The following is a 19,963-nucleotide window of genomic DNA, read 5'->3' on the forward strand; positions in this document are numbered from 1 at the left end:
GCTCCGCACCGCCCCAGCCCCGCGCCGCTCCGCCCGGCACGGCGCCGCGATGTCAGTCCACGCGAATCTCCCCTGCCCCGGAAACCGGGCGCGTTCGCGCGCCAGCGCTGCAAGGAGACAACATGACTCGAACAGGCTCGTCTCGGCGGACGGCGGCGCTGTGCGCCGCCGGCCTGCTGGCGGCCACGCTCACGGCCGCGGGCAACGCCTCTCCCGCCGCAGCGGGCAGCGGCACCGTACCGATCTACCTCGACACCCACTACACCTTCTCCGAACGCGCCGCCGACCTGGTCGCGCGGATGACGCTGCCGGAGAAGGTCGCACAGCTCCATACCAACAGCGCGCCGGCGATCCCGCGCCTGGGCGTGCAGCAGTACACGTATTGGAGCGAGGGCCAGCACGGTATCAACCTGCTGGGTGCGGATTCGAACAACGGCGGGGCGACCGGCGGCCCGCACGCCACCAGCTTCCCGACGAATCTGGCCTCGACGATGTCCTGGGACCCGGCACTGGTCTACCGCGAGACCACGGCCATCTCCGACGAGATCCGCGGCGAACTGGACAAGTCGCTGTGGGGCACGGCGCAGAACAACATCGGCCCCTCGGCCGGTGACTACGGTTCGCTGACGTACTGGGCTCCGACGGTCAACCTGGACCGCGATCCGCGCTGGGGACGCACCGACGAGGCCTTCGGCGAGGACCCCTACCTGGTCTCCCGGATGGCCGGCGCGTTCGTCGACGGCTACCAGGGCGAGACGCCGACCGGCGCCCCGACGACGCCGTACCTCAAGGTGGCGGCGACCGCGAAGCACTTCGCGCTCAACAACATCGAGGACACCCGGCACAGCGGCTCCTCCAACGCCAGCGACACCGACATCCGCGACTACTACACCGCGCAGTTCCGCAGCCTGGTCCAGAACTCGCACGTGTCCGGCCTGATGACCTCGTACAACGCCATCAACGGCACCCCGTCGCCGGCCGACACCTACACCACCGACGAACTGGCGCAGCGCACCTGGGGCTTCAACGGCTACATCACCTCCGACTGCGGCGCGGTCGGCGACATCACCGGGCAGTCCAGCCACGACTGGGCGCCGCCGGGCTGGACCGAGTCGGTGGTGAACGGAATCAGCACCTGGACGAACACCGCGACCGGAGCGCAGATCCCGGCGGACGCGGGCGGGCAGGCGTACGCGCTGCGCGCCGGAACGGACGTCAACTGCACCGGCGGTGACGCCACGCTCGGCAACATTCAGGCCGCGATCAAGGCGGGGATCCTCAGCGAGGGCGTGATCGACCACGCGCTGGTGCAGCTGTTCACCGTGCGCATGGAGACCGGCGAGTTCGACCCGCCGAGCAAGGTGGCCTACACGCGGATCACCAAGGCGCAGATCCAGAGCCCGGCGCACCAGGCACTGGCCGAGAAGGTGGCCGCCAACTCCCTGGTGCTGCTCAAGAACGACCCGCTGCCCGGCTCCGCCGCCACCCTGCTGCCGGCGAACCCGGCCGCGCTGAACAACGTCGTGATCGTGGGCGACCTCGCCAACACCGTCACTCTCGGCGGCTACTCCGGCGACCCGACGCTTCAGGTGAGCGCGGTGCAGGGCATCACCGCCGCGGTCAAGGCCGCCAACCCGAACGCCACCGTCACCTTCGACGCCTGCGGCACCTCGACCACCGCCACCGCCGCCGCGGCCTGCTCCGCGCCGACCCAGGCCGCGATCAAGACCGCTGACCTGGTCGTCGTGTTCGTCGGCACCGACGCGAACACCGCCGGCGAGGGCAACGACCGCTCCAGCCTGGCCATGCCCGGCAACTACGACTCGCTGATCAGCCAGGTCGCCGCGCTGGGCAACCCGCGCACGGTGCTGAGCATGCAGACCGACGGCCCGGTCGGCATCGAGGACGTCAAGGGCGACTTCCCGGCCATCGTCTACAGCGCCTACAACGGCGAGAGCCAGGGCGCCGCGCTGGCCGACGTGCTGTTCGGCAAGCAGAACCCGAGCGGGCACCTGGACTTCACCTGGTACAAGGACGACTCGCAGCTGCCGCCGATCGACAACTACGGCCTGAGCCCCGCGGACACGGCGGGCCTCGGCCGCACCTACCAGTACTTCACCGGCACCCCGACCTACCCGTTCGGCTACGGGCTGAGCTACACCGGTTTCGCCTTCTCGAAGGTCCATGCGACGCACGCCGCCGACGCCAACGGCAAGGCCACCGTGCGGTTCGACGTGACGAACACCGGCACCGTCCCGGGGGCCACCGTCGCGCAGCTGTACGTCGGCTCCCCCGCGCTCTCCGGTGTGCAGCTTCCCGCGAAGCGGCTCGAAGGGTTCGCGAAGACGGCCGTGCTCAAGCCCGGCCAGACCCAGCACCTGTCCATCACCGTGAACGTCCCGGACCTCGCGGTCTGGAACGAGCAGCAGCACAAGAACGTCGTGTACGACGGCACCTACGCCCTGCAGCTGGCCACCGACGCCGCCCACACGGTCGCCTCGGCGCCGTTGCGGGTCACCGGCGCGATCACCCCGCGGATCCAGTACGTGACGGTGCAGCCCGACCAGGTCGCCTTCACCCCGGGCGACAAGCTCGACCTGACCGGTAAGAACCCGTGGATCGCCGACGACACCGCGCAGGCCGCGCAGCATCAGAGCGCGGACGACATCGTCGAGGCGGTGAACAACGACGAGTCCTTCGTCACCCTCGCCGCCAAGCACGTCAGCTACCGCAGCAGCAACCCGGCCGTGGCCTCGGTCAGCCGCGACGGCGTCGTCACCATGCACGCCAACGGCGCCGCGACGATCCGCGTGAGCGTCGACGGCGTCACCGGCACGACGCCGGTGGTCGTGCACCAGCCGTTCAGCATGAGCGCGCCGGCCGTCGCCGTCCCGGGCGGCAGCTTCACCGTCACCGCCGCCACCGCGAACCCGAGCGGCGGCGAGACGCTGCGCGACGCCGCCCTGAGCCTCACCGCGCCGGCGGGCTGGACGGTCACCGCGAGCACGCCCACCACGTTCGCCACCGTCGCACCCGGCGACACCGCCACCTCGAGCTGGACGGTCAGCGTTCCGTCGGACGCCTCGCCCACGCAGGCCGCCCCGGTCCTGACCGCGCAACTCGCGTTCACCGACGGCACCGGTCGCCACAGCGAGAGCACCGGCGCGACGGTCTCGATCCCCTATCCGTCGATCGCCGCGGCCTACACCAACCCCGGTGTCAGCGACGATTCCGCCACCACTGCCGGCAACCTCGACGGCGGCGGCGCCAGCTACTCGGCCCAAACGCTCGCGGCGGCCACCCCGAGCATCGCCCCCGGCGCCACTTTCACCCATGACGGGCTCAGCTTCACCTGGCCCTCCCCCGCGCCCGGCACGCCGGACAACATCGTGGCCACCGGGCAGACCGTTCCGGTTTCGGGCAGCGGATCGACGCTGGGCATCGTCGGCACGGCCGACTACGGTGCGGCCTCCGGCACCGCCGTGATCACCTACACCGACGGCACCACCCAGTCGTTCTCCCTCGCGTTCAGCGACTGGTGGGCCAACTCCGCGGCGCCCGGGGGCGACATCCTCGCCACCTTCCCCTACCTCAACAACGCGAGCGGAGCACTCCACAACCAGGTCAGCCTCTACGTGGACACGGTATCGCTGACCCCGGGCAAGACCATCAAGTATCTGACTCTCCCGGATGTCGGCGACGCCCTGATCAACCAGACCGCGATGCACATCTTCGCGCTCGCCGTCGGCTGACACCGGGAAACAGCGGTCGCCGGACCGCCGCGTGCCGGCGCCCGCTGACCGACGACGTCCCGTGACACAGACGTCGTAGACACAGACGTCGTAGACGCGCAGAGGGCCCCGAGATCGTGCACCACAAACGATCTCGGGGCCCTCTGCGCTTGCGCTGCGCTCGTTCAGGCGCCGAACTGCGCCGCGCGGTCCCCACGGGTCGTTCGGCCCGGTTCCGTGGCCGACGCGCGAGGCCACTGCGCGATCATGGGCCGGGCGGCACGGTGCATCCGATGAAGGTGCATCCCATAAACTGGAGTCGATCAACCGTGGCCCGCGGGCGTCGCCCGGATGCGTCCACCGTCGTCAACGGTGCCGCGGCCCACTTCGTCGCAGCAGATGGCCCCGGACGGGATACGTAATGGTCAAGGCGTTGGTGGCGGCACTGGACGAGCGGGTCCGGCAGGCGATGACGACGGCGCTGGGGGTTGCCGCGCAGCGTGTCGATCCGCTGATCCGTCCGTCCGACCACGCGGATTTCCAAGCCAACGGCGTCCTGCCCCTGGCCAAGTCCCTGAAGGCCGACCCGCGGCAGTTGGCGGCGAAGGTCGCCCAAGCGCTGGCGGCGGACGAGCTGATCACCTCCTGCGAGGTGGCCGGCCCCGGTTTCCTGAACCTGACGGTCGCGGACAGCGCGATCTCGACGCAGGTCGCGGCGCGTCTGGGCGATCCGCGCCTCGGCGTGCCGCCGGCCGACACCGACAATGTCGCAGTGATCGACTATTCGCAGCCGAACATCGCCAAAGAGATGCACGTGGGGCACCTGCGTTCCACCGTCATCGGCGACGCCCTGGTGCGGCTGCTGGAGTTCACGGGCACGAAGGTCATCCGGCAGAACCACCTGGGCGACTGGGGCACCCAGTTCGGCATGCTCATCCAGTATCTCGTCGAGCACCCCGAGCTTCGCGCGCACGCCGAGGGCGAGTCCGGCTCGGAGGCGATCTCGCGGCTCAACGCGCTGTACCGGGATTCCCGGGCCAGGTTCGACAACGACCCCGAGTTCGCCGACCGTGCCCGCAGGCGGGTCGTCGCCCTGCAGGCGGGCGATCGGGAGACGCTTGAGGGCTGGCGGGAGATCGTGGCCGAGTCCAAGGTCTACTTCGAGGACGTCTACGACCGTCTGCGGGTGCTGCTCGTCGATGAGGACGCGGTCGGGGAGAGCTTCTACAACCCGTTCCTGACCGAGGTGGCCGAGGATCTGGAGCGGCGCGGGATCGCGGTGCGCAGCGACGGGGCGTTGTGCGTGTTCTTCGACGACGTCCTGGGTCCGGACGGGAACCCGGTGCCTCTCATCGTGCAGAAGAGCGACGGCGGTTTCGGTTACGCGGCGACGGACCTGGCCGCGATCCGGTACCGGGTGCAGACTCTGGGCGCGAACCGGATCCTCTATGTCGTGGACAGCCGGCAGGCGCTGCATTTCAAGATGGTCTTCGAGACGGCGCGGCGGGCCGGCTATCTGCCCGGGGCCGTCGAGGCGGTCCATGTCGCGTTCGGCTCGGTGCTGGGGCCGGACGGCAAGCCGTTCAAGACCCGCGCCGGGGACACCGTGCGTTTGATCTCGCTGCTCAACGAGGCGGTCGAGCACGCACGCCGCACAGTGGAGGCGAAGAACCCCTCCTTGGATCCCGCGCTGCTGCCGCGGCGCGCGGACGAGGTCGGGATCGGCGCGGTCAAGTACGCCGACCTGTCCACCAGCAGGACCCGCGACTACATCTTCGATCTGGACCGGATGGTCTCCCTCAACGGCAACACCAGCGTCTACCTTCAGTACGCGCATGCCCGGATCCGTTCGATCCTGCGCAAGCTCCCGGCGGACGCCGCGAACGCGGGCGTCCACGCGCGGTTGGAGCTCGCGCCGGCGGAACGCAGGCTCGCGATGCTGCTCGATCAGTTCGGGGCGACGACGCAGGCGGTGGTGGAGAGCCTTGAGCCGCACCGGCTGTGCGGCTACCTGTACGCGGTGGCGCAGGCGTTCACCGACTTCTATGAGTCGTGTCCGGTACTCAAGGCGCCGTCCGAGGCGGTGCGCGACAACCGGGTGGCGCTGTGCCGCCTGACCGGCGACACGCTCAGGCTCGGGCTTGAATCGCTGGGGATCGCGGCGCCCGAGCAGTTGTAGGCGGCCGTTGCGGCGCAGTTCGCGGCGGCAGCGAGGCCGCGCCGATTCACACAGGCCCCTGATGAATGTCGAGCCCGCGCTGCTAGAGTGGAGTGAATCAGGGTTCTCAAAATAAGTATGCAGGCCGCGTCCGGGAAGTGGCGGCCCCGGCGACGCTTCTCGGACGCGGTCTTGACTCGGGGGGGGTCTGCACATGGCCGATGGGTACCAGCTGGATCCCGCGGTGCTGCGTCGTTTCGCTCAGGTCGTCGGCGAGCAGGCGCAGAGGCTCGACGGGATACACCGGGCTCTCGCCGACGTCCGGATCGAGGGGGACGCTTTCGGGAGGCTGCCCGCTTCCGGCGATCTGCATCGCGAGTACATCGCGCACGCGCAGGCCGAAGTGGACGACTCGGGTGAGGCCGGGCCGCTGCTGCGGGAGACCGGTGACGGGCTGGCGCGGACCGCGGACAACTACGAGCGGACCGAGCAGTACGTCACCGGACTGCACCGGGCCGTGTTGCGAGGATTGTCAGGGGGCGAACATGAGTGACGGGATCGGCGATGAGATGGTCGCCGCGTACGACTGGATCCACCGGCCGCTGTTCACCATCAACCTGCCGATCCACCTGCCGCATCCGGTCAAGAAGGCCGAGAGCGCGCTGAACGGCGCGATCGACTCCGCGGTGCGCGGTGTGTTGGAGGTCACCGGCCTGCTGTCGATCCTGCAGGAGGTGACCGGCAAGCCGGAATCGCTCGCGCAGGCAGCGGATGTCTGGCTCGAGCAGGCCCACCAGACCAAGGCGCTCGCCGACGAAATTCGTCAAAGCGCCCGGCCGGTCCCGGAGGCTTGGCAGGGTGCTGCCTCGGCCGCGTTCGGGCAGCATCTGGGCCGGCTCGTCAGCGCGCTGGACGCGATGGCCGGCGACATGGGCACCACCGCCGCGATCCTCAACCAGGCGGCGCAGGAATGCCAGGTGGCCGAGGACCTGATCGACGAGATCATCCGGGAGGCGATCGAGTTCGCGGCGGCGACCTTCGCGGCCGGCATGGTCGCTGACATCGTCACCTTCGGGCTGGCCACCATCGCCGCCGGGATCGCGGAAGGCGCCGAGATGGCGGCGTTCGTCGCCCGCGCGGCCGAGGTCTCCACCAAGCTCGCCGAGGTCCTGGAGCAACTGCTGACGGAGCTGAGCAAGCTCAAGTCTTTGGACGAAAACGCGAGCGCGTGGAAGGCATTTCGGGAATTCAGGAGCGCGAAGAGTGACTTTCGAGCCCTGAATCTCATGAAGCGGCAAGAGTACGGCGAATTGGCTTCGAACCGGGTCCTGCACTACGTCAGTAAGACCGTTGAGAGCGCCCTCGTCGAGCCGGCGATGAAGGCGGCCGGCCTGGAGCCCGACCCGACCGGCGGCGCCAGGGACATACTGACCGGCAGCGACGGCCTCGGCGCGATCGCCACCACGATCGACGACGCGACAGGGACCGGCCGGTCCGCCGGCCCCTACCGCCTGCCGGCGTCACAGCTTGCCACCGAACTCGATAGCCTGACGGCATTGCAGCCGACCGAGCACAAGCCGGTGCGTCTTGAGTAGCCTTGAGCGGAGAGCGAGCATGAAGCCAGCGAAAGCCGATATCGAGCAGACGCGGCTGGCGTGTCTCGCCGAGTACGGTCCCGCACTTGAGCCCTGGCTTGCACCTGGCGAAACGCTCCGCGCCGTCGTGTCGGCTCGTGTGGACACAGGTATCAGGGAGCCACCGCGCAAGCTGCGACCCAAGATCAAGACGTCGAAGTTGCGAACCACGCTCGGCTGCCTCTTCATTACCTTCTCGATCGGATCCATGGTGGCCGAGGCTGTGACCGCCGCGATCCTGGGAATCCCGACTCTCTTCATGGACAAACCGTGGCGCGGCGGTTGGAAGAGCCAGGCCGGGGAGTTCCTCGTCGCCGCTTTCCGGCTCAATCACGATTATCCGGCGCTGTTGATCGCCGCCACCGATCGGCGGCTCCTGGTGACCTCCCGGCCCGGCCGGTTCTCGAAACCGCACGCGGCCGTCATCGCCGAATACACTCCGGGCCAGTTGCGCAACCGACCCAAGCCGCCCCCCGAACGCCGAAAATCCCGCGCCGATGTGGCCTTCCCGGACGCGTCCTGGATCACGTTCTTCGCCGACAAGCCCGAGCAGGCTGATCTGCTGCGACGCATCCTCGCCTGACAGGCTGCCGACCAGTCGTCAGCAGCCTGGCATCGCCTGGGCTCGCCCCGCCGGTCGCAGGACCCGCTGTCCTCCCCCGCCCTCCCGTCCTCGAGGACTGAAGCGGCGGCGGGCTATTCGATTCGGCCCGATGCCGGCTCGGCCGGGGGCAGTCCCTGCAGCGACCGCAGGTGGTCGATCACGCTGACGACCATCTCAATGCTCTGGGGCGACAGGCCGACGGCCCTCATCGCGATCTCCTGCGCGCCCGCGTGCCGCAGCGCGTCGACGAGGTTGATCCGTTCGTCGGTCTCGACGGTCTTCTCGTGCGCGTCGAAGTACGACAGCGGCACCTGGAAGAACCGGGCCAGGCCCTGTACCGCGTCCAACATCGGGTTGGTGCGCACACCGGTGACCAACTGCGAGAGGTACCCGACCGACATGCTCGGCCCGCCGTCCGCCTCGATCGCGGCCAGCACCTCCCGGTAGGAGTGGCGCTTGCCGTCAGGCCGGCGCTTGTGCTCGAACAGGTACTGAATGCGCTCGGCGAGCACCCCGGGACCGGAGCGTTGCGGCTTTTGCTGTTCCTGTTGCCGTTGCTGTTGCGGTGCCGAGTCGGACCGCTCGCCGGCCTGCCCGTCGCACCGCTCGCCGGCCTGGTCGCCTGCCTGCTCGCCGGCCTGCCCGTCAGCGGGCGGACGCGCCGGTCGGCGGCTGCGGTCTGCGGGTTTCTCGGACATCGCGGCTTGCTACCTTCAGTCGGCTCGGTCCGCCAACCTGCGCGAGCCGAAGTTGACTCCCGCCGCTCGTCCATTTCACCTTCTCAACGAGTCGGCATGACACTAGGTGTGATGCGGAAGTTACTTCGCGTAGTTTACACACATGAATCTCGGCCCATTCCCTGAAGGTCACATCACACCGCCGCTAGCCGACTCAGTACCCGAGCCGCGTGCGTATGACCCGAGCGAGCGAGGTGACCTCCTCGATGCGCAGCTTGCGCGAGACCACGAGGAACAGGACGCCGAAGACCACGCCTCCGCCGAGCAGAGCCGTGGCGTTGCCGACTGTTCCGGCCAGTTGAGCGCTCACGGCCGCCGCGACCGGAGCCCCGATCAGCGCGGCGGCGACGGACGCGGCGCCGAGCTTGATGTGGGTGCGCGCGACGCGGCGGCCCTCGACGCCGCGCAACCGGCGGCGCAGCTCGCGGCCGGTCATGATCGCGCCGATGGTGTAGGTCAGGGTGGAGGCGACGCACAGGCCGACCATCACCCACGGCGTCGTCTTCAGCGTCGCATAGGCCAGCAAACCGATCGCCACGTTGGCAGCCGTGACCCAGGCTGTGATCACGAACGGGGTGCGGGTGTCTTCGTAGGCGTAGAAGCCGCGCATCATCACGAACTGTGCCGAGAACGGGATCAGGCCGGGGGCGAGCGCCATGAGCATGAAGCCGGTGTTGCGGGCCATGGCCGCGTCGGACTGCCCGTGTCCGAACAGCACGGCCGCTATCTGCGGCCCGAAGGCCAGCAGCGCGAATGCGCAGGGGACGATGGCCACCGCCGCCACGCGCAGGCCGTAGGAGACGGAAGTGCGCACGGCGGCGCGGTCGCCGGTTTGCGCATAGCGGCTCATCCGGGGCAGCAGCGCCGTGATGACCGAGACGGTGATCACCGCGAACGGAAGCTGCCAGATGTTCTGGGCGTTCATGTACGCCGTGTAGCCGACGCCCTGGCCGCGGAAACGCTCGTCCATCGTGTCGCCGATCCGTGTGGCCACCAGCGAACCGATCTGTCCGAGCAGCACGATGCCCATCGTCCACTTCGCCAGCGTCGCGGACTTGCGCAGGCCCGCGCCGCGCCAGTCGAAGCGCGGCCGGAATCCCACTCCGGCCCGGCGCAGATAGGGAACCATCGTCACGGTCTGCAGCACGATCCCGAGTGTCGTGCCGAGGCCGAGCAACGCCACTTCCCCCGGGGTGATGTTCTGCTCGGTGAGCCGCGCGTGACCGACCAACGCCATGAGGGCCGCGAGCGTCGCGATCATCACGAGGTTCGCCAGCACCGGTGTCCACATCATCGGCCCGTAGCGTTCGCGGGCGTTGAGGATCTGACCGAGGATCACCCACACGCCGTAGCACAGGATCTGCGGCAGGCAGTAGCGGATCAGCGTGACGGTCAGCGCGTGGTCCGCGGCGGGGGCGGCGCCCGCGGTCACGTCCGCGATCTGCGGGGCCAGCAGCATGCACGCGGCGGTGAGCACGCCGAGAACCACGAGCGCGATCGTCAGCAACCGGTCGGTGAACTGCCGTCCGCCGTCCGCGTCATCGCGCATCGCCCGCACGAGTTGCGGGACGAACACGGAACTGACCGCGCCGCCGACGATCAGCAGGTAGATGGTTCCGGGGATGTTGTTGGCCGTGTTGAAGCAGTCCCCGAGCGTACTGAGGCCGAGCGCGGAGGCGAGCAGCAGCGAGCGGATCATGCCGGTCACCCGGGAGGCCGTGGTGCCCAACGCCATGATCCGGCCCGCGCGCGACAGGCTCGCGGCGACGGGTGGGCTCGCGGTCGCGACGGCCGCCGGCGTGTCGTCCGCGGCGGGCAGCCAAAGCGACGCGGCCGGTGCACCGTCACCACGTGGCGGCGCCCAGGCTTCGCGGGTCGCCGGTTCCGTCGCGAAGACGGCCGCGGCGGGGCCCTGTACCGGCCCGCGCCGCGGCGGGATGAGGGCTTCGAGCACGGAGGGATGGAAGGCGCCCCACCCGATCGCCGGAAGGTTGAACCGGGTCGCGTCGACGCCCTCGACCGCGTCGATGTCCTCCAGTGCGCTCAGATAGGTCTCATCGTCCGGCAGTGGCCGCCGCTCGTTCGATCCCACGGGCACAGTCTTGCGGACTGCGCAGTCCTACGCTGCATCGGGGAGCGCCGACCGCGGACCGCCGCGTGTCTGAACGCTGAACTCAGGGCGGGCCGGGTCGCGGCCCCGGCGATACTTCTCAATCGCGGCCTAGTCGAGGCAGAACTCGTTGCCCTCAACGTCCTGCATCACGAGGCATGATTCGTTCTCCTCGTCGGCGAGTAGCAGCCGCACCCGCCGAGCGCCGAGCGCTTCCAGCCGGGTCGCCTCGGCGTCAAGCGCGTGGACTCGCTCATCGCCGGTCAGCCCCACCCCGACGCGCACGTCCAGATGCAGCCGGTTCTTCACCGTCTTGGCCTCGGGCACCCGCTGGAAGAACAACCGCGGGCCGACCCCGTCAGGGTCCTGACAAGCCCAGGCCGCGCCCTGGCGCTGCGCGGGCAGCGAAGCGTCGAACGCATCCCACGAATCAAACCCCGGCGGGACCGGCGGGTCGACGTACCCGAGCACGGCCTTCCAGAACTGCGCGACCGCTCGTGGGTCTGCGCAGTCGAAAGTCACCTGTACCTGCTTCACATGCGGCATCGACCCAGAATATGCGCACCACGCGATCTAAGGGGGACGGCACGCACGGCACGCACGGCATGCACGTACGCACGGCACGTACAGCACGCACAGCACGCATGGCGGCAGCGACAGCAGCGGATTCAGCCGCCCGCCCGTGCGAATTTCGCTGCATACCACGGTTCGTTCCGCTTCGCACCGGGCCCTCGTCCGCGACGCGACGCGACGCGACGCCCGCGCCCGGGCGCGTCAGTGGGCTGCGAGCCGCCGGCTCAGCAGGCGGCGTTCCGCGTCCGTGGGGGCGAGAGCGAGCGCCGAACGCAGGCAGGCGTCGGCCTCCTCGGCGCGGCCGCAGCGGCGCAGCAGGTCGGCGCGCGTGGCGTGCAGCAGGTAGTAGCCCTCCAGCCGGCCGGACTCGGCTATCGCCTCGACCAGCGGCAGCGCCGCTTCGGGGCTGCGCGCCATCGAGATCGCGACGGCGCGGTTCAGTTCGACCACCGGGCTAGGCGCCACCCGAGCCAGTCGCCCGTACAGCGCGACGATCTGCGGCCAGTCGGTCTGCCGCGCGTACGGCGCGGTCGCATGGCAGGCCGCGATCGCCGCTTGTATCTGGAACGGCCCGGCCCGGCGCCGGCGCAGCGCGCGTTCGAGGACCGCGCCGCCCTCGGCGATCAGGTCGCGGTCCCAGCGGGAGCGGTCCTGATCCTCCAGCGTGACCAGTTCGCCGTCCGCATCGAAGCGCGCCGGGCGGCGCGCATCGTGCAGCAGCATCAGGGCGAGCATGCCGAGCGCCTCGGGTTCGTCGGGCATCAGCGCCACCAGCACGCGGGCGAGCCGGATCGCCTCCCGGCTCAGCGCTTCCCTGTCCCCCGCGGCGCCGTAGCCCTCGTTGAACAGCAGGTAGAGCACGTGCAGGACGCCCGGCAGCCGTTCGGGCAGCAGGTGCGCCGGCGGGACGCGCAGCGGAATGACCGCGTGCGCGATCTTCTGCTTGGCGCGGAAGATCCGCTGGCCCATCGTGCGCTCCGGCACCAGGAACGCGCGCGCGATCTGCGCCGTGCTCAGCCCGGCCAGCGACCGCAGCGTGAGCGCCACCTGGGCGTCGAGGTTCAGCGCCGGGTGGCAGCAGGTGAACATCAATTCGAGGCGCTCGTCCGGGATCTCGGCGTCGCTGCGGTAGGCCGGCGGCTCGTGCCGCTGTTCCCACGCCGCCCACGCGCGGGCCTTCACTGCGTCCCTCGTCGCGCGCCGCATCCGGTCGATGGCGCGGTTACGTGCGGCGGTGGTCAGCCACGCCAGGGGCTGGCGTGGCACACCGTCCTGCGGCCACGTGCGCAACGCCTGCGCGAAGGCGTCCTGCGCGCAATCCTCGGCCAGGTTCCAGTCGCCGCCGGTGAAGCGGATCATGGTGGCCACGATCCGGCTCCACGCCTCGGCGTAGATCCCGGCGATGAACTCGCCTGCCGACTCTTCGGCCATCGCCCGCCGCCCACCTGCCTGTCCACCTGTGTTGACCGGCTACCTGTTTGACTGACTGACTGTCTGTCAGTCAGTCAGCTTGAGCTGACTGACCGCCTACTGGGCTGACTGACCGTCACTCCGCCTCTCTGACCGCTTGCGCGCGTTTCTCGCACTCAGGCGTCCCGGTCCTCGACCCAGAACGGGCGCAACTCGATCACCCCGCCCCAGGCCATCGGGTGCCTGGACGCGACCTCGACCGCCTCGTCCAGATCGGCGCACTCGATCACGTCGAACCCTGCGATCAGGTCCTTGGTCTCGGCGTATGGCCCGTCCGAGAGCAGCACCTCGCGGTTGCGCACCCGCACCGTGGTCGCGTCGCTGCCCGGCCGCACCCGGTCGCCCATCAGCCGGATGCCCTTGCCGCCCATCTCACGTACCCAGTCCTCCACGTCCGGCGCGCCCTGCGCCGCCCCCGGTTCGAGGTCCGGGTCCACGCACACCAGCATCAGGTACTTCATCGGTCCGCTCCGTTCGTCATGGTCGAGCACTTCGGGCGGCATCTCGCGCCGTTCCCACCGCATTGACGAACGGGTAGGCCGCTCTACTACAGGCTCGCGCGAAAAATCTTCCTACGCATCCGCCCGCGCCGGGCGATCAGGCGCCCGCGGTTGTTCTTCCAGCGTCCCGGAGGCACAACGGCGCAGATTGCGGTACGTCTCGACCTACGCGTCTGGGCCAGGCCGACCCGGCGCCGACCGAGGCCGCCGATTCGGCTGCCCGTCGCGGGCGCGACGCCTACAATCGCTAGGCATCAGCCAGACCATCATGCGCCCGCTCACGGCGCTCGTCTTCGTCGTCATCTTCGTCCACTGAGGGATCTTCGCAATGGTCTCGGGTAACGGCGCTAGAGCCACCGAACTCCACACGGGCAAGGCCGCGAGCAATGTGCCCACGAGACGGCGGGGCCTCCGGCGAGGCGATCTTCGAAGGGAAGGCTTCCCGAGCATCTCCGGCGCCACGCCTCAAGAACGGGCACAGGCCGTCGAGGCGCTGCGGGAGTGGGCGGAACACCAGGCGGAAGGAGCCATCGAGTGGTACATGAAGGACAAGCGTCTCAAGCGGTCGGGCTCCAGACTGCTGCGCGCGCTGACTGTCCTGCTCGCGGTGGGCGGTAGCCTGGCACCGCTCCAGGCCGCCGCGGTGAGCGAAAAGGTCGGCGCGTGGGGGTACGTCCTGCTCGCGGCAGCGGCCGGCTGCGTCGCGTTCGACTACTTCTTCGGGGTGTCCACCGGGTGGATGCGCGACATGGCGGCGATACAGTCGCTTCAACGGGAGTTGACCACTTTCCGGCTCGACTGGGCCACCGAGTTGCTGCGCGGCGGGCCGGCGGATGCGGACCCCGGGCAGCCGATGGCGAGTCAGCTCTTGATGATCGGCCGGCTGAAGAGCGCAGTGGACCGGATCGTGGAATCGGAGACCACGGACTGGCTCGCGGAGTTTCGCCTCAGCCTCGGCCGGATGCATGACAAACTGGGCAAGACCCAGTCCGGGCCTTAGGCGCACTTCGGTGCGGAGCCGGCGAGTGTCAAAAGCGCGCTTCCACTCTGGAGGACTTCACGGACGATCCGAAGGCTGTTGCGTCCCTCATCGCGGTCGGGCTGGGAAACTGGGCACTGACCAGAATTCTTCCGACCCTCTGGGGTCTGACAGGCCCGTGCGCCCGCGTCGTCGTGGTGACGGAACTGGTGGGCGGGCACGGCGAGTTCACCCAGGTCATCGCCCCCGCCTTCGCGGCCCACGGGCAGCCGCCGCCCACCTACGTCCCCCGACTGCAAGACGCGATAGAGGCAGCCCGCGCAGTGTGCGAGCGTCCCGCCGCGGTGATCTACACCCCCAACAGCGAACACGCCGCCCAGGTCATGGCATGCATAGCCGCCGACCTCGACGTATTCGTCGAGCGGCCGTTCGCCACACCCGCTCACGACGCACCGCGGCTGGTCGCCGCGGCCCGGGACGCGGACGTGCTGTTTTTCACCGGAGTTCAGCGCAGGCTTGAGGCTTCGTTCAGGTATCTGCGAGAGGTCGTCGGCACCAGACGCGGCTTCGGTGAACTGGCGAGCATCCGCTGCACCCTGGCAGTGGGCATGCGGCCGACGGGCTGGCGGCTCGATCCGGGCCTGTGCCACGGCGGCGTCGTAATCGACAGTGGCTATCATCTGCTGGACTGCGCCGCGTGGCTGGCGGAAGCGGGAGGTGCCGAGATCACCGGATCCACCACGGGATTCGTCGAACTCGCGGTGGATCCGTGGGCCCCGGGTCCACTCGAGACTTCGGCCGTGGGCTCGCTCGTCGGTCCTACCGGCGTGCGGCTCACCTTCGACCTGAGCTACTCAGCGCCCGTATCGTCAGTGTTCGAGCGGCTGGAGTGCCGGGATGCGGAAGGCGCGTGCGTGGTGGTGACCCGGGATCAGACGCTCAAGTCGGACAGACCCGGACTCGTCACCCATCAACAGGCCGACGGCACGGTGATCCTCGACCATGTCCGCCTCCCCGGCACGCCACGGCAGGCCGCCCCGCTGATCGGTTTTCTGCGTAGCCGGGATGAGCGAGCCAGCGCGCAGGAGCATCCTTGTTCCGCCCGGCACTCGTTGACGACTTGGCAACTGACAAAGGAGATCTACGATCATGCACATCGGTGAGGCGATGATCAAAGCAGAAAGCGGCGCAGCGGGCACCGGCCCGACATGCGTCATGCACAGCATCGCGGTGCAGACCGCGGCATTCGAGAAGGCCTACCGGTTCTACACCGAACTGGTCGGCCTGCGAGTGGTCCGGGAACCCTTTCCGTTCAAGACCCGCACCCTGGCGTGGCTGGACGCCGGTTCAGTCCTGCTTGAGTTGTACTCGGTGCGCCGCGAGGACAACGCGGCGGCGCGCGAGGACGGGGTCGTCGGGCCGGATCATCTCGCGTTCGTCGTGGACGACCTCGACGCGATGATCCTGCGGCTGCACGAGTTCGAGGTCCCGATCGTCAAGGGTCCGCTGATCCCGCCCAGCGGCGACCCCAACCAGCCGCGCGTCCTCTTCGTCGAGGGACCCGACGGCGAGGAGGTCCAGTTCCGCGAGCCAGCGGTGGGAGCGCGCGGTCGATGACGGTGCGATGGCTCCACGTCTCCGACTTCCATTTCGGCACCGGGATGTCCGGCTACGGGATGACGAATGTTCTCAAGACTCTGCTGCGCACCGTCCGTGAGCGTCGTCAACTCGAGGGGCCACCGGACTTCGTCTTCGCCACCGGGGATCTCGGCAACCGCGGCCAGGCTGCGGACTATGAACTCTGCGAAACATTCTTCGCACGACTGGTCGAGGCCGCGGGTGTCGATCCGAGCAGGCTGTGGATCGTTCCCGGCAACCATGACGTCGATCGCCGGCTGGCCCGCGGGGCGGTCCGCACGCTCTCGACGCCTCAGGAAGCCGACGAGTGGTTCTTCGACGAGCCGGCCAACCGGGCCTTCCACATCGCCAAGTTCGCCGAGTACCGGCGTTTCGCCCAGAGGTTCCTCCCCGGCCGGCAGTTCGCCCCCGGAGACGTCGTTCACCTGCCTGAGGTGGTCTCGGTGGGCGGCAGCCGGATCGGGGTCCTGCCGCTGAACTCGTCCTGGTTCTCCTGCGGGGACGACGACCTGCAGAATCTGTGGATCGGCTCAAGGCTGGTGCGGGAGCGTACGGAGGCGTTGCGTGCTGCCGGCGCGGAACTGATCATCGCGCTGCTGCATCACCCGTACTCGTTTCTGCACGAGAACGAGGGCGCCGAGTCGTGGCTGCGCCAAGAGTGCGACATCGTTCTTCGCGGGCATCTGCACACCACGGACGTGAAGTACGTCGTCAGCGCCGACGGTCACTCGTTGGAGATCGCCGCGGGCGCAAGCTATCAGGGGCCGGCCCAGCCGTGCAGCGCCTTCTACTGCGAACTGGACATCGCCGCGGGGCAGGTGACGCTGGATCCCATCAGCTATGTGGAGAAGGCCGCCGCGCACACGTGGGTGCGCGACTCGACGATCTTCCCCGACGCCGCAGCCGACGACTACCGCAAGAGGTTTCCGCTGCGCGAAAGGCGAGCCGTGTCGGCCGCGGCCGCGTCACCGGCGGTCGCCACGTTCCCGCACACCGACTGGACGGCCGTCAACCACGTCGGCTGGCTCATGCAGATCGACGCCTGGTTTCCCGACGCCTATCGGCGCGATCCGAGCGGAGCCATGCGACAGATCGCGTCCCATGCCTTCCAGATATTGGTGCAGGCGCGCCGGCAGCCGAACCTGGCGAACAGCGTGATCGACATGGGCACCGCCCTGCTGCGGCACATACCAGCCGACCTGCCGACGCAACAGTCTCATCATCCGACCGTACTGCAGTTGCTCTCGCTGGGAATACACCACCGGCTCTCGCATCTCTTCATGCTGCCGGAGGTTCAGCTGAACGCCCTTCTCGACGTGCCGGACTACTCGCGTCTGCTGCGCTCGACGCGGCATCTTGCGGCCGGCGAATATCTGGCCGCGCACACGCTGGCCAACCAGGTCGGGCCGGGCTGCTGCGTTGCCTCGTTCGTCATGGGCCAGAGTGCCCGAAAGCGTGGATTCCCGTACGAAGCGGACGCGAGCTTCAAAGACATCATCCTGCACTTGGACCATATGGACTCGCTTCCCACAGGCAAGTCGATCCCGTGCAACGCCGGGGACAAAGTCCAGTGTCTGTGCAATCCCGACCTGCTGCGGGCCTCCGTCCTGCGGGCGCGCGGCGTCATCGCGAGGCAGCTCGGCGACGACGATGACGCGGAGCGCTACTTCGCGGCGGCGACGGAGGCCGCCGAGGCCGCCCGAAGCGTTCCACAGCCACTGCCGCAGGACGGCGAAGGCGATCAGACACTGCCCACCGGCTACGACGAGGCGCCTCAGCGAGTCTTGGCCGATGTCCACTACAGCCACGGCTACTACTGGTATGTAAGAGGCGACCTGGATCGCGCGGAGGTGCTCTTCCGCAAGGCGATTCACAGGTTGGGCAACGGACTTGAGCCCTGGGATTCACCATTCACCCGGCTCGCGATCGTCCGCCTCCTCAAAGGCGACTTGCGCGAAGCCAACCAACTCGCTTACACCGCACGGGATCTGTGCGTGCGTTCCTCCGTGCAGGCCAATCGCGAGGCGCCGCTGAGCCAGTCCGTCTGCTCGTTGACCATCAGGATTCTGGAGGCGCTGAACGGACACCGGGAACCGGCCAACCGCTCGATCAGCCCGGAAAAGGAGCTCGACCAGGCCATCGCGCTACATCCGCCTTTGGGGCTGGGCCCGGTCGAGTGCCACTACGCCGATGTCGAGCTCCTGCAGACCGTGGCCCCCGAGTCTTGCCGGGCCCTCGTCGAGTCGATGCTGGCGAAGCTCGATTGCGCTACCGACGATGCGCGCGGCGCCGGTCCGTGACCTGCCGCGCCACAATGACCAGGGCAGCACCCGGGCGCGTACGTCGGCGAGAACGGCAGTGCGGCCGGCGCGCCCGTCTCCACACTCACATGAATCATGAGAAATCCGGTGCCTCCGCGAGTTCATTTTGGCTGACACCCTTCGCGCCCTATCGGACCATGAGCGAAGGCACATGGAGTTGCCCGCGCACTCGTGTCGCGGGACAGGACCCGCGTTGGCGCGAATGCTGTTGGGCGGAGCGTTTGGCGCTACCGTGGAACCATGAGCGCTCTGCCCTCCGACATGCACGGCCCGGGCCGGGCCGTGGTCCGGATGCCGCGCACCATCCGCGCGGTGCGCGCGGCGCTGCCCCGGGAACTGCGGGCCAGGTTCAACGAGGAGATGGAGAGCGGCGAGCAGCCGGCGACCTTCGAGCACTGGTGGGCACGGGCGGTCATCCAGTCCAGCCCGCGCACGACGGCGCTGCTGGAGCAGGCGCGCAACGGCACGCTCAAGACGGTGCCCGCCGCGGAGGTGTTCGGGGACCGCTGGGCCGACGCCTGATGGCGTTCGGCCTCCACATCAGCGAAACGGTCGCCGCCGAACTGGCGGCCATGGACGAGCCGACATCCGAACTGCTGCTCATGGAGATGATCGACCTCGCCGCCGCACCGCTCGAGCGCGGAACGCAGCTGGAACGCGACGGCCCGGTCTCGCGCCGGATGCTGGGCTTGGGCACGAACCTGATCCTCTTCCAAGCGGACGAGGACACCAAGATCGTCACCATCCTCGACGTCGTGTGGCTCACTTCAAGCTGACCATGACGGCGATACCTGACGCTCCCGTCACCGCCAAGATGCGATAGAGCCAGGATCCTGATACAGCCTGTGTTTCGGCGACCGAGCCGACATGCCAAGTCCTGGGTCGCTACTGTGGACGGGCTTCGCGCTGGGCGCAGTAGGAAGTGTGTACCCATCAGGACGCCACGCAGACTGTCTCGAACATCGCCCAGGCGTATCAGGGGGCGTCCACCCAGCGAATGATGTCGGGATGGGCAGAGCTGTCGGGCCGTCATGTGCGCGAGATCGTGGACGGCAGCGTGATCGTCACGGATGCGCTGGAGGCGTGGGCGGGGTACATCGTCGCGCAGAAGCTCGAGGCGATCGGGCAGCTGGTGGAGATGGCGGCGGAGTTCTTCGCGGACCAGGCCGCGTCGGTGGCCACGTTCGGCATCGCGGAGGCGGCGCTGCCGTTGATCATCGAGGCGGGACAGAAGCTGGGCCAGTCGCTGGTCCAAGACCTGGAACAGTATGTGCTCGGCAAGGTCGTCGAGGCGGCGCTCAGGCCGTTCATGGCGAAGGTGCAGGCGCTGCTGGCAGGCCTGGACTGGGGCAACACCGGCGCATCCGGGTCCGGGGCGGGCGAAGGGTTCAGCTTGGACGAGGCGCAGATGCGTATGCACCTGTCGACGCTGCGCTCGCACGCGGACACGATGCTCGGGCACGGGCAGACGCTGCGCCAAGGGCTTGCGGGGTTGAGCTTCTGATGTC

The 19,963-nt window shown here is 68.9% G+C and carries 17 protein-coding genes; 12 read left to right on the forward strand and 5 right to left on the reverse strand.

The features are described from left to right. The first annotated feature begins 122 nt into the window (after nt 1-122). From KGA66_RS14305 to KGA66_RS14325, 5 genes are all read left to right on the forward strand, one after another. Entirely contained in the window at nt 123-3,752 is a 3,630-nt protein-coding gene (locus KGA66_RS14305) for a glycoside hydrolase family 3 C-terminal domain-containing protein (RefSeq protein ID WP_211468593.1), read from the forward strand. 400 nt (nt 3,753-4,152) lie between these two features. Next, a complete protein-coding gene (argS, locus tag KGA66_RS14310; RefSeq protein WP_211468594.1) occupies nt 4,153-5,910 on the forward strand; it encodes an arginine--tRNA ligase in 1,758 nt (585 codons plus the stop codon). A gap of 193 nt (nt 5,911-6,103) precedes the next feature. Next, nucleotides 6,104-6,442, forward strand: coding sequence for a hypothetical protein (locus KGA66_RS14315; RefSeq protein WP_211468595.1), 339 nt, complete (start codon nt 6,104-6,106; stop codon nt 6,440-6,442). Nucleotides 6,443-6,458: 16 nt separating this feature from the next. Continuing rightward, entirely contained in the window at nt 6,459-7,484 is a 1,026-nt protein-coding gene (locus KGA66_RS14320; protein WP_211468596.1) for a WXG100 family type VII secretion target, read from the forward strand. Further along, a complete protein-coding gene (locus KGA66_RS14325) occupies nt 7,477-8,106 on the forward strand; it encodes a hypothetical protein (RefSeq protein ID WP_211468597.1) in 630 nt (209 codons plus the stop codon). Before KGA66_RS14320 ends, KGA66_RS14325 begins: the two co-directional genes overlap by 8 nt. A 113-nt stretch (nt 8,107-8,219) precedes the next feature. Here KGA66_RS14325 and KGA66_RS14330 read toward each other — a convergent pair whose 3' ends face one another. The 5 genes from KGA66_RS14330 to KGA66_RS14350 form a co-directional block, all read right to left on the reverse strand. Then, nucleotides 8,220-8,825, reverse strand: a complete 606-nt coding sequence (locus tag KGA66_RS14330) for a hypothetical protein (RefSeq protein ID WP_211468598.1) — start codon at nt 8,823-8,825, stop codon at nt 8,220-8,222. Between the two features lie 193 nt (nt 8,826-9,018). Beyond that, nucleotides 9,019-10,956, reverse strand: a complete 1,938-nt coding sequence (gene murJ / locus KGA66_RS14335; RefSeq protein ID WP_211468599.1) for a murein biosynthesis integral membrane protein MurJ — start codon at nt 10,954-10,956, stop codon at nt 9,019-9,021. A 129-nt stretch (nt 10,957-11,085) separates the two neighbouring features. After that, a complete protein-coding gene (locus KGA66_RS14340) occupies nt 11,086-11,520 on the reverse strand; it encodes a VOC family protein (RefSeq protein ID WP_211468600.1) in 435 nt (144 codons plus the stop codon). A gap of 228 nt (nt 11,521-11,748) precedes the next feature. Then, nucleotides 11,749-12,978 (reverse strand): RNA polymerase sigma factor, encoded by a 1,230-nt coding sequence (locus KGA66_RS14345; protein ID WP_211468601.1) that lies wholly within the window; start codon nt 12,976-12,978, stop codon nt 11,749-11,751. Nucleotides 12,979-13,133: 155 nt separating this feature from the next. After that, nucleotides 13,134-13,478 carry a YciI family protein gene (locus KGA66_RS14350; protein WP_211468602.1) on the reverse strand — a complete coding sequence of 115 codons (345 nt, stop codon included), beginning with the start codon at nt 13,476-13,478 and terminating at the stop codon, nt 13,134-13,136. Between the two features lie 367 nt (nt 13,479-13,845). Between KGA66_RS14350 and KGA66_RS14355 the strand changes: the two genes are divergently transcribed. The 7 genes from KGA66_RS14355 to KGA66_RS14385 all read left to right on the forward strand — a co-directional run bounded on the left by KGA66_RS14355 (nt 13,846) and on the right by KGA66_RS14385 (nt 19,959). Next, nucleotides 13,846-14,517 (forward strand): SLATT domain-containing protein, encoded by a 672-nt coding sequence (locus tag KGA66_RS14355; protein ID WP_211468603.1) that lies wholly within the window; start codon nt 13,846-13,848, stop codon nt 14,515-14,517. Between the two features lie 173 nt (nt 14,518-14,690). Next, nucleotides 14,691-15,659, forward strand: coding sequence for a Gfo/Idh/MocA family protein (locus KGA66_RS14360; RefSeq protein WP_211468604.1), 969 nt, complete (start codon nt 14,691-14,693; stop codon nt 15,657-15,659). After that, nucleotides 15,646-16,113 (forward strand): VOC family protein, encoded by a 468-nt coding sequence (locus KGA66_RS14365; protein WP_211468605.1) that lies wholly within the window; start codon nt 15,646-15,648, stop codon nt 16,111-16,113. The genes KGA66_RS14360 and KGA66_RS14365 overlap by 14 nt, the downstream gene beginning before the upstream one ends. Further along, the gene (locus KGA66_RS14370; RefSeq protein WP_211468606.1) at nt 16,110-18,434 is read left to right on the forward strand and encodes a metallophosphoesterase family protein; all 2,325 of its coding nucleotides are present in this window, start codon (nt 16,110-16,112) and stop codon (nt 18,432-18,434) included. Before KGA66_RS14365 ends, KGA66_RS14370 begins: the two co-directional genes overlap by 4 nt. A 261-nt stretch (nt 18,435-18,695) precedes the next feature. Then, on the forward strand, nt 18,696-18,977 hold the full coding sequence (locus KGA66_RS14375) for a hypothetical protein (protein WP_211468607.1): 282 nt from the start codon (nt 18,696-18,698) through the stop codon (nt 18,975-18,977). Continuing rightward, on the forward strand, nt 18,977-19,231 hold the full coding sequence (locus KGA66_RS14380; protein ID WP_211468608.1) for a hypothetical protein: 255 nt from the start codon (nt 18,977-18,979) through the stop codon (nt 19,229-19,231). The genes KGA66_RS14375 and KGA66_RS14380 overlap by 1 nt, the downstream gene beginning before the upstream one ends. Nucleotides 19,232-19,377: 146 nt before the next feature. Then, nucleotides 19,378-19,959, forward strand: coding sequence for a hypothetical protein (locus tag KGA66_RS14385; protein ID WP_211468609.1), 582 nt, complete (start codon nt 19,378-19,380; stop codon nt 19,957-19,959). Nucleotides 19,960-19,963 lie beyond the last annotated feature (4 nt).

The sequence above is a fragment of the Actinocrinis puniceicyclus genome (assembly GCF_018283645.1).
GTDB lineage: Bacteria > Actinomycetota > Actinomycetes > Streptomycetales > Catenulisporaceae > Actinocrinis > Actinocrinis puniceicyclus.

Bases quoted from the DNA above. Each gene is read 5' to 3' on its own strand.
- KGA66_RS14380 (WP_211468608.1), top strand. From the start codon at position 18,977: ATGGCGTTCGGCCTCCACATCAGCGAAACGGTCGCCGCCGAACTGGCG.
- KGA66_RS14305 (WP_211468593.1), top strand. From the start codon at position 123: ATGACTCGAACAGGCTCGTCTCGGCGGACGGCGGCGCTGTGCGCCGCC.
- KGA66_RS14330 (WP_211468598.1), bottom strand. From the start codon at position 8,825: ATGTCCGAGAAACCCGCAGACCGCAGCCGCCGACCGGCGCGTCCGCCC.
- KGA66_RS14365 (WP_211468605.1), top strand. From the start codon at position 15,646: ATGCACATCGGTGAGGCGATGATCAAAGCAGAAAGCGGCGCAGCGGGC.
- KGA66_RS14375 (WP_211468607.1), top strand. From the start codon at position 18,696: ATGAGCGCTCTGCCCTCCGACATGCACGGCCCGGGCCGGGCCGTGGTC.
- argS (WP_211468594.1), top strand. From the start codon at position 4,153: ATGGTCAAGGCGTTGGTGGCGGCACTGGACGAGCGGGTCCGGCAGGCG.
- KGA66_RS14315 (WP_211468595.1), top strand. From the start codon at position 6,104: ATGGCCGATGGGTACCAGCTGGATCCCGCGGTGCTGCGTCGTTTCGCT.
- KGA66_RS14355 (WP_211468603.1), top strand. From the start codon at position 13,846: ATGGTCTCGGGTAACGGCGCTAGAGCCACCGAACTCCACACGGGCAAG.
- KGA66_RS14370 (WP_211468606.1), top strand. From the start codon at position 16,110: ATGACGGTGCGATGGCTCCACGTCTCCGACTTCCATTTCGGCACCGGG.
- KGA66_RS14350 (WP_211468602.1), bottom strand. From the start codon at position 13,478: ATGAAGTACCTGATGCTGGTGTGCGTGGACCCGGACCTCGAACCGGGG.
- KGA66_RS14345 (WP_211468601.1), bottom strand. From the start codon at position 12,978: ATGGCCGAAGAGTCGGCAGGCGAGTTCATCGCCGGGATCTACGCCGAG.
- KGA66_RS14340 (WP_211468600.1), bottom strand. From the start codon at position 11,520: ATGCCGCATGTGAAGCAGGTACAGGTGACTTTCGACTGCGCAGACCCA.
- KGA66_RS14320 (WP_211468596.1), top strand. From the start codon at position 6,459: ATGGTCGCCGCGTACGACTGGATCCACCGGCCGCTGTTCACCATCAAC.